Genomic DNA, 11,978 nt, shown 5'->3' on the forward strand with positions numbered 1-11,978 from the left:
CGTGTCCAAGACCCCCGAGGTGCTGTTCGTCTGCGTGCACAACGCGGGCCGTTCCCAGATGGCCGCGGCACTGCTGCAGCACTACGGCATGGGCCGCATCGCCGTCCGTTCGGCCGGTTCCGAGCCCGCGGAGAAGGTCAACCCGGCCGCCGCCGCGGCGCTCGCCGAGTGGGGCCTCGACATCACCGCCGAGGTCCCGTCGAAGCTCACGACCTCCGACGTCGAGGCGTCGGACGTGGTGATCACGATGGGCTGCGGCGACACCTGCCCGGTCTTCCCCGGCAAGCGCTACCTGGACTGGCAGCTCGAAGACCCGGCCGGCCAGGGCATCGACGCGGTGCGGCCGATCCGCGACGACATCGACCGCCGGGTGCGCGGTCTCGTCGCCGAACTGCTCGGCTAACGGCGTGGCACGCTGGCGGTCGACAACGCGGCCGCCAGCACCCCGACCAGGCCCAGCACCACGAACACCGCCGGATAGCCGCCGAGCCACGCCGCCATGGCGCTGCCCGCCCACGGTGCGATCGCGGCCGTGAGCATGACGGGCGCGGTGAGCAGGCCGTTGAGCTGTCCGTAGTGGACGGCTCCCCACCGGTCCGTGATCGCCGTCGCCTGCACCAATGTGAAGATGCCGCGCGTCACGCCCGCGAGGACCGCGCCCGCGATCAGCAGCAACGCCGGGCCGGGCACGACACCCAGCAGTGCGGTCACGGCCGCGCTGACCAGGAGGACCAGCAGGGTGCGGGTGCGCACCGTGGTCCTCGCGGTGAGTCTGGCGTAGCCGAGCCGGCCGAGCACCTGCCCGACCCCGCCGAGACCGAGCGCGATCGCGGCGGCCGAGGTGGTCATGCCGCGTTCGGTCAGCAGCGGGACGAGGTTGATCACGACGGCGTACACGCTGAACGCGGCCAGGCTCATCGCGACGACGAGGACCAGGAACGGCCTGCTGCGCGCCACCGCCGACGGCGTGTGGACGGTCTCGTGTTCGATCGCGGGCCACGGCAGCCGCAGACCGAACAGGTGCAGCGGGATCGTCGTCACGGCGAGGAACCCGGCGAGCACGAGGTAGGTGCCGCGCCAGTCCAGGTGGTCGTTGAGCACAGCGGTCAGCGGCGCGAACACCGTGCTCGCCAGGCCCGCGACCAGGGTGAGCACGGTCAGGGCGGACACGCGGCGCGGCCCGTACCAGCGGGTGAGCGCCGCGAACGCCGGGGCGTAGAAGATGCCGGCCATCGCGACACCGGCCAGCAACCACGCGGCGGTGAACCACACCAGCGACTCCGCGGTCGCCAGCGCGACCAGTGCGAACACGGCGACGACCGAGCCGGTCGTCATGATGGCGCGCGGTCCGTGGCGGTCGAGCAGCTTGCCCACCGGGATGCCGACCAGGCCCGCGACGATCTGGCTCGCGGAGAACCCGGCGGTGATCGCGGCGTTCGACCAGCCCGTGCGCTCGCCGATCGTCGGCAGCAGCACGGGGAACGCGTAGTACAGGATCCCCCAGCTGATGATCTCCGTGGTGCACAGGACGATCAGCACTCGGCGCGGCCCGGCATCGGTGCCGGGCCGCGCCGTCGTGGTGTCAGCGCGCACTGGGCGCGAGGCCGATCGTCAGCACTTCCGGTTCCGGCGAGCCGCAGCAGCCGCCCTCGTTCTTCTGCGCCGCCGGTGCGTCGAACACGCCCGCGCCGCCGCACACCCCGGTCTCGGGCAGCACGAGCTCGACGCGGCCCGCCGCCTCGTGGTCACCGGCGATCGCGGCCACGACGGACCGCGCCTGCTCGTAGCCCGTCAGCGACAGGAACGTCGGCGCCCGGCCGTAGCTCTTCATGCCGACCAGGTAAACACCCGGCTCGGGGTGCCGCAGCTCCTTTTCACCATGTGGGTAGACGGTGCCGCACGAGTGGACGTTCGGGTCGATCAACGGCGCGAGCCTCACCGGGGCCTGCAGCACCGGGTCGAGCTCCAGCCGGACCTCCGACAGCCACGACAGGTCCGGCCGGAACCCCGTCAGCACCACGACCTCGTCGACGCCCTCGACCTGGTAGCCGTCGAACGACTCCAGCGTGAGGCGACCGTCCTCCGCCCGTGCGACGGCCGCGGTGCGGAACCCGGTCGCGGTCGTGATGTGCCCGGCCTCGGCGGCCTTCTTGGCCCGCAGGCCCAGCGCACCCCGCGCCGGCAGCTGGTCCGCGTCGCCACCGCCGAACGCGTTGCCGACGGCACCGCGGCGCAGCAGCCACACGATCTCCGTGCCGGGCTCCTGTTCCGCGAGGTCCGCCAGCACGACCAGCGCTGTCAGCGCCGAGTGACCGCTGCCGGCGACCGCGATCCGCTTGCCCGCGTACCGGGCGCGTTCGGCCACGAGGTCCGGCACCCGGTAGGTGATCTGCGCGGCCGCCGCCTTCTCCCCCACCGCCGGAAGGCCGTCGCCGCCGAGCGGGTTCGGCGTGCCCCACGTGCCGGACGCGTCGATCACCGCACGCGCGGTGATCCGCTCCTCCCCTGCCGCCGTCTCCACGTGCACGGTCAGCGGCTCGTCCTCACGTCCGGAGTCGACGATCCGGTCCCGCCCGCGCCGCGCGAGACCCACCACGCGGGCGCCGAACCGCACCCGGTCGCCCAGCGCCTCGGCCAGCGGACGCAGGTAGGCCTCCGCCCACTCCCCGCCTGTCGGGTAGGCGGCACCGTCCGGCCGCACCCACCCGGCCTCCTTCAACAGCCGCTCCGCCGCGGGGTCGACGAGCTCGCTCCACCGCGAGAACAGCCTGACGTGGTTCCACTGCGACACGGCTGCACCGGCACGGTCCCCCGCTTCCAGCACGAGCACCTGCTCGCCCCGTTCGACCAAGTTCGCCGCCGCGGACAAACCCGCAGGTCCAGCACCCACCACGACGACAGGGAACTCGCTCACCGCACACCCCTTGAATCGAAGGATTTCAAATCAACACGGCGGACTCTATCGACCCGGATCGATTGACGCAACCATCGATTTGCGTCGATACTTCAGCCATGACGATCGCAGCGGCCACGCCCGCCGTGCTGCCCACCGACGACGCCGCGACCTACGCGGAGTGGTTCGCGTGCCTGGCCGAACCGACCCGCGTGCGCCTGCTGCACGCCGTCGCCACCGCGTCCCGCTCGATGACCGTCGGCGAGCTCACCGACCTGCTCGGCATCAGCCAGTCCACCTGCTCGCACCACGTGCGCAAGCTGGTCGAGGTCGGTTTCCTGCGCCAGCACAAGGAAGGCACCGCCACGCACGTCAGCGTCAACCCGTCTTGCTGCACCGGCCTCCCGCACGCCGCCGACGTCGTCATGGGCGTGCTCGCACCGCGACCCTGCTGCCCGACCGATCTCCCGGCGGACGTCCTGGTCCGACCGCTGGAGACCGCCGACTGGAACGCCGTGCGCCGCATCTACGGCGAGGGCATCAGCACCGGCGACGCGACCTTCGAGACCGAGGTGCCGCTGCGCAGGGCGCTCGACGCCAAGTGGCTCCCGGACCACCGCTGGGTCGCCGAGGTCGACGGTCAGGTCGCCGGCTGGGCCGCCGCCACCGCGGTGTCCACAAGGGACTGCTACGCCGGCGTCGTGGAGACCTCCGTGTACGTGGGCGCGGACTTCCGCGGCCGAGGCGTCGGCAAGGCGTTGGTGCACAAGCAGGTCAACGCCGCCGACGAGACCGGCCTGTGGACGTTGCAGACCTCGATCTTCCCCGAGAACCGCGCCAGCCTCGCCCTGCACCACTCCGCGGGCTTCCGCACCCTCGGCGTCCGCGAACGCATCGCGCAGCACCACGGCGTGTGGCGCGACACCGTGTTCCTCGAACGCCGGACCGCCGACTAGGCCCGACTGGTTCTCTCTTCCAGGCGCCAAGTGGTCCCCTGCTCCGAGCCGGAACCGGGCTGGCTTCGGAGCACAACCGACTGCCGGACAGAGGACTCGGCCATGAAAGCCATCACCGTCCAGGACCGGTCAGCCGGTCTCGGTGGTCTGACCCTGACCGACCGCCCCTACCCGCACGCCGCGGAGAACGACGTCGTCGTGCGGGTGTGCGCGGCCGGCTTCACCCCCGGCGAGCTGGACTGGCCGGGCACGTGGACGGACCGGGCCGGCCGTGACCGGACGCCCAGCGTGCCCGGACACGAGTTGTCCGGCGTGGTGGCGGAACTCGGGTACGGCACCACCGGGCTCACGATCGGACAGCGGGTGTTCGGGCTCGCCGACTGGACCCGGGACGGGTCGCTCGCCGAGTTCACCGCCGTCGAGGCCCGCAACCTCGCAGCCCTCCCGGCGGACGTCGACCACGTCGTCGGCGCCGCCCTGCCGATCTCCGGCCTGACCGCGTGGCAGGCGCTGTTCGACCACGGTCGCCTCGAGCCAGGACAGACCGTCCTGGTCCACGGTGCGGCGGGCAGAGTGGGACGTGGTCCTGGACGTCTTCGGCGGGGAGGTCCTCGAACGCTCCGCCGCGCTGGTCCGGGCCGGCGGCACCCTGGTCACCATCAGCGAGCCCGCGAAGGCCAGGCCGCGCGACGGCCGGACGATCTTCTTCGTGGTCGAGGCGGACCGAGGCAGGCTGGCGGACCTCGCGCAGCTCGTCCGCGAGGGAAGCCTGCGCGTGCTGGTCGGGTCGCGGTACCCGCTGGCCGAGGCGGCGACCGCGTTCGGTGCGGGACGCGGCGGCGGGAAGTCGATCATCGTGGTCGACGAGCGCTGACGCGGTACCTCATCCGCCGAGCTCCGCCCAGTCGGCGCTGAGCTGCCAGGCCTTCGCGCGAGTGGCCGGGTCGTAGGACACGCTGGGCGACCGTTCTTCCTTGTCGCGCACGAAATAGCGGCCCGTCACCGTCGCAAGGCCGGGGTCCGTGGCCAGGCGCAGTGCGGCCGCCGCACCTTCTTCCGGCGTCAGCAGACGGCTGTGGATCAGTGACCGGAAGGGTTTGAGCGCGGCGGGCGTGATGTCGTCGACGATGCTCGTGCTCACGAGTCCCGGGTGCACGGCGTTCACCGTCACGCCCTCGTCGTGCCAGCGGTCGGCGAAGACGTAGCCGCAGATCGTGCTCAGCAGCTTCGCCCTCGCGTAGGCGGTGAACGGGACGAAGCCCTCGGCCGGGTTGAGCTCGCGCAGGTCGGTGACGCCGGTCAGGTCGAGTGAGACCGGGCGTGGTCTGCCGGGCAGCGGCACGGTGCGGGTGTCGGACATGGTCGCCGAGACGACGTTGACGACGCGGCTGGGGGCGGCGGCCCGGAGGCGGTCCTGCAGGAGGTAGGTGAGCGTGAACCCGGCCAGGTGGTTCACGGCCAGGTGCGCTTCTACGCCGTCGGTGGTCAGCCTGCGGTCGCGGTAGTGCGCGCCGGCGTTGTTGATCAGCAGGTGCAGCCGGTCGTGGCGCTCGGAGAACTCGGCGGCGATCCGGTGCAGGTCGCGGCGGACGCCCAGGTCGCCGGTGAGCACCTCCAGCCGGTCGGTGCCGAGCTCGCGCCGCAGGGCTTCGCCGCGTTCCGCGTCGCGGCTCGTGATGACGACGTGGGCGCCGGCGCGGAGCAGTTCCGCGGTGATGACCCTGCCCATTCCGCCTGCGCCGCCGGTCACCAGCGCGATCTGGCCACTGTGGACGCTCATGCCGCGATCCTCGGGGTCTGGCGGACGAACGACGGTCGCACGGCCTCGCACACGAGGAAGTCGGCCAGGTCGGCGCGCGACACCGAGGAGGTCACGGTGATGCGCAGGTCGTTGCCCGTGCGGTAGCCGCCTGTCGGCGGGGTGTCCTTCAGCGCGGGCGGGCGGACGATCGTCCAGTCCACATCGGACTGCCGGATGAGCGCCTCCATCACCTCCTTGTCCTGCATCTTGTGCTTGACCGACGCCCAGAGCAGCAGCGAGTACAGCGACCGGTCACGGCTCTCCGCCGCGCCGTGTGCGCTGACGGCCACGAGGCGGCGCACGTTCGTCTCTTTCATCGCTGACAACGCGGCACGGATGCCGTCCGAGCAGACCGTGGACGGGCCGCGGTCGTTGGTGCCGAGCGCGCTGATGACCGCGTCGTGGCCGGCGACGACGTGGGCCAGTTCGGTCAGCACCGGCAGGACCGCCACGGTCAGGCCGGGCGCGGGTGGGATCGCGTCGGCGCGGCGCACGACGGCCGTGACGGTGTGCCCGGCTCGCAGCGCGACGTCGACGACGGCCCGTCCCGTGCCGCCGCTCGCACCGAGCACCAGCAGCCGGGAAACTTGTGAGTCACTCTGTCTCATAAGTTCCACTCTGCCGTCCCGCGTGCTTCTGAGTCAAGTTGTCTCATAAGATGTCGTCATGGCCGACTCCACCGACCCGCGCGTCACCCGCAGCCGCGAGGCGATCCTGTCCGCCGCACGGGAGCTCCTCCGCGAGGACGGTCCGGCCGCGGTGACCCACCAGAACGTCGCCAAACGCGCGGGGGTCGGGCGCGCGACCGTGTATCGCCACTGGCCGCAGCCGCGGATGCTGCTCGACGACACGATGTCCGGCGTCCGCATGCCGTTCTTCCGGGACCCCGTGCCGCCCGTCCGCCCCTGGCTGGCGCGGCAGATGCGGACGCTCGCCGACGAGCTGGCGTTGCCCGAGATCCAGGCGGTGACCGCGGCGCTGTTCCACGGAGCACCGGACGAACCCGACCGGCGCGAGCAGCTCATCGCCACGATCAGCGGTCAGCTCGGCACGGCCCTGGAGTCGGCGGCGCGCACTGGCGAACTGCGGGCCGCGGCCGATCTTGCGGACGCCCCGGCGTTGCTCATCGGCCCCATGGTGTTCCGGAGCATGTTCGAGCGGCGCCCGGTCACCGACGCGGTGATCGACCACCTGCTGGACACGATCGGGACCTGGTCAGCGCCTGCGGATCAGGCCGATGTCGGTGGCGGTCGCGACGGCGGCGGTGCGTGAGTCGACGCCGAGCTTGGTGTAGCAACGGGCCAGGTGCGACTTCACGGTGCCTTCGGTGAGGTGCAGCCGCTCCCCGATGGCCCGGTTGGACAACCCGTCGGCGACCAGCACGAGCACCTCGATCTCCCGCCGGGTCAGCGCGGTGTCGGGCGTGCGCATCCGGTTGAGGAGCCGGTCGGCGACGGTGGGGGCCAGGGTGGTCCGTCCCGCCGCGGCGGTGCGGACGGCGGCGGCCAGGTCGTCGGGAGGGGCGTCCTTGAGCAGGTACCCGGTGGCGCCGGACTCGATGGCGGGCAGCGTGTCGGCGTCGGTGTCGTAGGTGGTGACGATGAGAACGCGGGGTGCGCCGGGACGAGCGGTGATCGCGGCGGTCGCCTCGGCGCCGGTCATCCCGGGGCCGAACCGCAGGTCCATCAGGACGACGTCGATGTCGCCCTCGCCGGCGCGCGCCACGGCGGCTTCGGCGGTGGCGGCCTCGGCGACCACGACGAGGCCGGGTTCGGTCTCCAGCACGGCCCGCAGACCCGCGCGCACCACGGGGTGGTCGTCGGCCAGGAGGAGGCGGATCGGGGTGTCGGTCATGTGCGCGCCTCGGTGGATCGCGGCAGGGGAAGCCGGGCGGTCAGGGCGGTGCGGCCGGGGGCCGACTCGACGGTGAGGGAGCCGCCCAGCGAACGGGCGCGGGTGTGCATGGCGGCCAGGCCGAACCCTCCCTCGCCGGGATCGGGAGCGGGAAGGTTCTCGGGGTCGAAGCCGGTGCCGTCGTCGACGATGCGGAGCTCGACCTCGTCGCCGAGGTGGCTCAGGGTGATCTCGGCGGTGGTGGCCTCGGCGTGGCGGATGGTGTTCGCGATGGCGGCCTGGGCGATGCGCAGCAGGGCGACCTCGTGTGCCGTCGGCAGCGGGGCTGGTTCTGCGGTGGGGTGGAACCGCGCGGTGATCTGGTGGCGGGCGCTGGTGGTGGCGCACAGGCGTTCCAGGGCGTCGGCCAGCGTGGTGCCGTCGAGGGCGGGCGGGGTGAGGGCGGCGACGAAACGGCGTGCCTCGGCGAGGTTGTCGGCGGCGGCCTGGCGTGCCTGGCCCACGTAGCGGGCGGCGTTGCCCGAGGCGTCCGGCAGCAGCCGTTCCGCGGCCCTCAACAGCAGCTGGATGCTCGACAGGCCCTGGGCGAGGGTGTCGTGGATCTCGTGGGCCAGGCGTTCCCGTTCGGCCAGCACCCCGGCGGTGTGCTCGGCGCGGGCCAGGTCGGCACGCGTCGCGGTGAGCTCCTCGATCAGCCGCCTGCGCTGCTCGCTCTCCCGGTACAGCGCCTGGTAGCCCCAGACCACGGCGACCGCGACGGCGGCGCCGAGCAGCGGGCCGATCGCGGCGACCGGGCTGAAGACGCCCTGGTGCGAGGCGAAGGCGGTGACCGCGGCCAGTGCCGTGGCGATCACCGCGACCAGGCCCGCCCGGCGTGGGAGCAGGTGGAGCTGGAGGAAGTACAGGGGGAACGCCACCCACACGGCGTCGGCGGTCAGCACCACCAGGACCAGCCACACGGCACCGACTGCACCCAGCCACCACGCGGCGGCGCGCCGGGACGTGCGGACGCGAGGAAGCACCGGTCCGGCCACGTAGACCGCCGCGCAGGCCAGCGCGACCGCGACGACCGTCACGGCCTGCGGGTGTCCCCCGGTCACGGCCCGTGCCATCGCCAGCACGAGCAGGGCGATGAGCAGGAGGTGCAGGCACCAGGTCAGGACCCGGTTGGTCGGTGTCAGAGCGGCGGCGTTCACGGTGTGTCCAGGCTACGTCGGCCGCGGTCACGTCACCTCTGTCGAAAGTTGGAACCGGCGTGGTGTCTTCCAGCTCGTGAAGTGCCATCTCCGGCCAGATGCCTCGGCGGGGCTCCGGCGACGACCGTGGGGACGTACCGAACCACCCGCTGGAAAGGACAGGTCGAGACCTTGTTCGTCGCCTGGAGAGAACTCCGGTTCGCCAAGGGGCGCTTCGCTCTGATGGGAACCGTGATCGTGCTGATCACCCTGCTGGTCGGGCTGCTGTCCGGGCTGACAGCGGGGCTCGGCCGGCAGAACGTCTCCGCCATCACCGGCCTCCCCGCCGACCAGATCGTCTTCGCCGCGCCCAGCGGTGGTCAGGGGCTGTCCTACGCCAACTCCACCGTCACCGAGGCGCAGTGGCAGCGTTGGGCGACCACCCCTGGGGTCACCGCCGCCGAACCCCTGGGCATCACCACCACCAAGGCCACCGCGGGTGACCGGAGCACCGGGGTCTCGACCTTCGGCGTCCGGACCGGATCCCTGCTCGCCCCGGACAGCGGGAAGATCACCGGGAACTCCGCGGTGCTGTCGGCCGCGGCCGCCGCCGAACTGGGCGTCGAGTCCGGGGACAGCCTCGCGGTGGGCGGGCGTCAGCTGACCGTGGCCGCGGTGTCCGGCGACGCGTTCTTCAGCCACACCCCGGTCATCTGGACCACCCTCGACGTCTGGCACGCCTCCGCGCCCCCGGGCGGCGGGCTGGCGACCGTGATCGCCCTGACCACCTCCGGTGCCGATCTCGCCGCCACGGACCAGGCCGCGGGCACGAAAACGGTCTCCACGGACGACTCGCTGTCCGCGATCGGCTCCTACACCTCGGAGAACGGCTCGCTGCAGCTGATGCGCGGTTTCCTGTTCGCCATCTCCGCCCTGGTCATCGGTGCGTTCTTCACCGTCTGGACGATCCAGCGCAGTGGTGACATCGCCGTGCTCAAGGCGCTGGGCGCCACCACGGCCGGGGTGCTCACGGACGCGCTGGGCCAGGCCGTCGTCCTGCTCGCGGGCGGGACCCTCGTCGGAACCGGCCTCGCCGCCGCCGTCGGCGCCGCGCTCGCCGGCTCCGCGGTGCCGTTCGTGCTCACCCCCGCCACCGTGCTCGTGCCGGCCGCCGTGATGGTCGTGCTCGGCGCGCTGGGAGCCGCGCTCGCGGTCCGCCGCATCACGTCCGTCGACCCGCTGACCGCACTGGGGAGCACCCGATGAGCCTCACCCTGACCGACGTCACGCTCACCTATCCCGACGGCGACTCCCGCCTCACCGCGCTGGACCAGGTCACCCTGGACGTCCCCCGCGGCAGCCTGACCGCCGTGGTCGGCCCCTCCGGTTCCGGCAAGTCCAGCCTGCTCGCGGTCGCCGCCACCCTCATCAACCCGGACACCGGCACGGTCACCGTCGACGGCACCACGACCACCGGCATGACCCGCGGCGAGCTCACGGACCTGCGTCGCCAGAAGATCGGCATCGTCTTCCAGCACCCCAGCCTGCTGCCCGCCCTCACCGCCTGCGAACAGCTCCAGGTCATGGCCCAGATCGACGGCCGCTCCCCCGCCAAGGCCCGCACCCGCGCGATGGACCTGCTCGACGCCGTAGGCCTGGCACCGCAGGCAGAACGCCGCCCGCACCAGCTCTCCGGCGGCCAGCGTCAGCGCGTGAACATCGCCCGCGCCCTGATGAACGACCCCACCGTCCTGCTGGTCGACGAGCCCACCAGCGCCCTCGACCACGAACGAGGAGCAGCGGTCGTCGACCTCCTCACCCGCCTCACCCACCAGCAGGCCACCGCCACCGTCCTGGTCACCCACGACCGCGGCCACCTCGTCGCCGTCGACCAGATCGCCGAGGTCCACGACGGCACGCTCAGGCAGGTGAGCAGCTGACCGCCACGATGCCGGGCGAGACCCCTGCTGCCGACGACGTCGAAACTGGTGCCTACTTGGGCTTCTGGCCGTCCACGGAGACGGAGAAGTTCTCGATGGCGTTGCCCGCGCCCCCGCGCCACAGGTTGAACCCGGCCTCGACGGCGATCAGGTACCAGTCCGGCGAGACCAGGCCTCGTTCGACGGAGTCCCCGGTGAACGCGCTGATGTCGAGGTCCTTGACGGCGGTGGCCTCGTCGATGCGCTCGTAGGTGATCCGCACCCGGCCCTGGTCCCGCGCCAGCCACACGTTCCACCGGGCGTCCGAGATCGTGATCTCGCGGGCCAGCAGCACCCCACCCGGCCGCACACCTCCACGGCTGCGCAGCCAGATCACCATCTCGGCGCCGTCCGGCGTGCCCTCGGCGACAGGACCGCGGTGGAACCACACCACGTAGGCGGCGTTGAAGACCCCGGTGTCGACCTGGCTGCTGACCCAGTTACTGGTGACGCGCGGCATCGCCGACACCTGCACCGGCAGGCCACCGACATCGGTGCACTCCTGCCAGTGACACCCCTTGAGCAACGACGGCGTGGCCGCGGGAGCACCGTCCGGCGACGCGTCGTGCCCGGCGCTCTCGATCCGCAACGACTGGTCCCCCACGGTGATGCACTGGGGTGTCTCGGCGTTCCACACGTTGTTCTGGGCGAGGTAGTCCTTGCCTCCGGCCGGAACAACGGCGTCCTTGGCACAGAGGGAGAGGCTCGCGCCCGCCACAGGCCCCATGTTCGACAGGACCAGGCCGACGAGCGCGGCGATCAACGCTCCGCCCAGTCCGAGCGCGACGAACGCGGCGGCCACGCGGAAGGCGATGTGAGCGGCGGGGTTCATCCGTGCTCCTCGTTCGACGGCCGGAAGGCACCGGCGCCGCGCGGTGCACGGCGCCCCGCAGAGGGATACGCCTTCCTCACCGATGGAGTTCATCCCCGGCGTCAACGCGGGCGAGATCTGCCGCGGGCATGGTGCCGCCGTACACGAAGGCAGGTCACGAGTACCAGGCATTCTCGTTCGCGACGTACCACCGGAGCATGAGCCTGGAGGAGTTCACGACGGAGGCCGCCCGGTGCTGTGAGCGTCAGCGCTTCCGGTAGTTCATGACCAGACCGGCGCCGAACAGCAGCGTCAGCACCCCGAACACGATGCCGAGAACGGTGCTGATCCCCGCGGTCTGCACCGCGGCGTTGACAAGAGCGCTCAGCACCAGGCCGGTCCACAGGAGAGCACGGGTGCGGGTGTCAGTTGCGATGTTGTTCGTCATGCCCAGAACGCTAGTGATCGCGTGACCCCGTGAAGATCCCCTCCACTGCCGGATCGGAGGT

At 72.0% G+C, this 11,978-nt stretch carries 13 protein-coding genes and 1 pseudogene; 6 read left to right on the forward strand and 8 right to left on the reverse strand.

The annotated features are described in order from the left end of the window. The first annotated feature begins 1 nt into the window (after position 1). On the forward strand, positions 2 to 403 hold the full coding sequence (locus ACSHWB_RS40310; protein WP_093590767.1) for an arsenate reductase ArsC: 402 nt from the start codon (positions 2 to 4) through the stop codon (positions 401 to 403). Here ACSHWB_RS40310 and ACSHWB_RS40315 read toward each other — a convergent pair. Further along, positions 400 to 1,593, reverse strand: a complete 1,194-nt coding sequence (locus tag ACSHWB_RS40315; protein ID WP_439658577.1) for an MFS transporter — start codon at positions 1,591 to 1,593, stop codon at positions 400 to 402. The two genes, ACSHWB_RS40310 and ACSHWB_RS40315, sit on opposite strands and share 4 nt — an antisense overlap. Continuing rightward, positions 1,583 to 2,914: an FAD-dependent oxidoreductase gene (locus ACSHWB_RS40320; protein WP_439658578.1), complete on the reverse strand. Its 1,332-nt coding sequence runs from the start codon at positions 2,912 to 2,914 to the stop codon at positions 1,583 to 1,585. Before ACSHWB_RS40320 ends, ACSHWB_RS40315 begins: the two co-directional genes overlap by 11 nt. A gap of 98 nt (positions 2,915 to 3,012) precedes the next feature. Between ACSHWB_RS40320 and ACSHWB_RS40325 the strand changes: the two genes are divergently transcribed. Continuing rightward, complete coding sequence (locus ACSHWB_RS40325; RefSeq protein WP_439658579.1) at positions 3,013 to 3,849, forward strand: helix-turn-helix domain-containing GNAT family N-acetyltransferase; 837 nt, start codon at positions 3,013 to 3,015, stop codon at positions 3,847 to 3,849. 102 nt (positions 3,850 to 3,951) lie between these two features. Next, positions 3,952 to 4,723, forward strand: a pseudogene (locus ACSHWB_RS40330) (NADP-dependent oxidoreductase). Positions 4,724 to 4,732: 9 nt separating this feature from the next. On the opposite strand, the gene ACSHWB_RS40335 reads toward ACSHWB_RS40330, so the two are convergent. Continuing rightward, positions 4,733 to 5,629, reverse strand: a complete 897-nt coding sequence (locus ACSHWB_RS40335) for an SDR family NAD(P)-dependent oxidoreductase (RefSeq protein WP_439658580.1) — start codon at positions 5,627 to 5,629, stop codon at positions 4,733 to 4,735. Continuing rightward, entirely contained in the window at positions 5,626 to 6,258 is a 633-nt protein-coding gene (locus tag ACSHWB_RS40340) for an NAD(P)-dependent oxidoreductase (RefSeq protein WP_439658581.1), read from the reverse strand. Before ACSHWB_RS40340 ends, ACSHWB_RS40335 begins: the two co-directional genes overlap by 4 nt. A gap of 58 nt (positions 6,259 to 6,316) precedes the next feature. Here ACSHWB_RS40340 and ACSHWB_RS40345 point away from each other — a divergent pair, with 58 nt between their 5' ends. Continuing rightward, entirely contained in the window at positions 6,317 to 6,922 is a 606-nt protein-coding gene (locus ACSHWB_RS40345) for a TetR/AcrR family transcriptional regulator (protein WP_439658582.1), read from the forward strand. Here the strand turns inward: ACSHWB_RS40345 and ACSHWB_RS40350 are convergent. Together ACSHWB_RS40350 and ACSHWB_RS40355 are read right to left on the reverse strand one after the other, a co-directional pair. Continuing rightward, a complete protein-coding gene (locus tag ACSHWB_RS40350) occupies positions 6,866 to 7,504 on the reverse strand; it encodes a response regulator (protein WP_439658583.1) in 639 nt (212 codons plus the stop codon). The genes ACSHWB_RS40345 and ACSHWB_RS40350 overlap by 57 nt on opposite strands. Continuing rightward, entirely contained in the window at positions 7,501 to 8,700 is a 1,200-nt protein-coding gene (locus ACSHWB_RS40355; protein WP_439658584.1) for a sensor histidine kinase, read from the reverse strand. The genes ACSHWB_RS40350 and ACSHWB_RS40355 overlap by 4 nt, the downstream gene beginning before the upstream one ends. A 171-nt stretch (positions 8,701 to 8,871) precedes the next feature. On the opposite strand from ACSHWB_RS40355, the gene ACSHWB_RS40360 reads away from it, so the two are divergent. Together ACSHWB_RS40360 and ACSHWB_RS40365 are read left to right on the forward strand one after the other, a co-directional pair. Next, positions 8,872 to 9,945 (forward strand): ABC transporter permease, encoded by a 1,074-nt coding sequence (locus ACSHWB_RS40360; protein ID WP_439664754.1) that lies wholly within the window; start codon positions 8,872 to 8,874, stop codon positions 9,943 to 9,945. Then, positions 9,942 to 10,619 (forward strand): ABC transporter ATP-binding protein, encoded by a 678-nt coding sequence (locus ACSHWB_RS40365; protein ID WP_439658585.1) that lies wholly within the window; start codon positions 9,942 to 9,944, stop codon positions 10,617 to 10,619. The genes ACSHWB_RS40360 and ACSHWB_RS40365 overlap by 4 nt, the downstream gene beginning before the upstream one ends. 52 nt (positions 10,620 to 10,671) lie before the next feature. Here the strand turns inward: ACSHWB_RS40365 and ACSHWB_RS40370 are convergent, their stop codons facing one another. Together ACSHWB_RS40370 and ACSHWB_RS40375 are read right to left on the reverse strand one after the other, a co-directional pair. Continuing rightward, entirely contained in the window at positions 10,672 to 11,490 is an 819-nt protein-coding gene (locus tag ACSHWB_RS40370) for a GH12 family glycosyl hydrolase domain-containing protein (RefSeq protein WP_439658586.1), read from the reverse strand. A gap of 244 nt (positions 11,491 to 11,734) precedes the next feature. Continuing rightward, positions 11,735 to 11,917 carry a hypothetical protein gene (locus ACSHWB_RS40375; RefSeq protein ID WP_439658587.1) on the reverse strand — a complete coding sequence of 61 codons (183 nt, stop codon included), beginning with the start codon at positions 11,915 to 11,917 and terminating at the stop codon, positions 11,735 to 11,737. Positions 11,918 to 11,978 lie beyond the last annotated feature (61 nt).

Origin of the sequence: Lentzea sp. HUAS TT2, assembly GCF_051853195.1 — a bacterium.
Classification (GTDB): Bacteria; Actinomycetota; Actinomycetes; order Mycobacteriales; family Pseudonocardiaceae; genus Lentzea.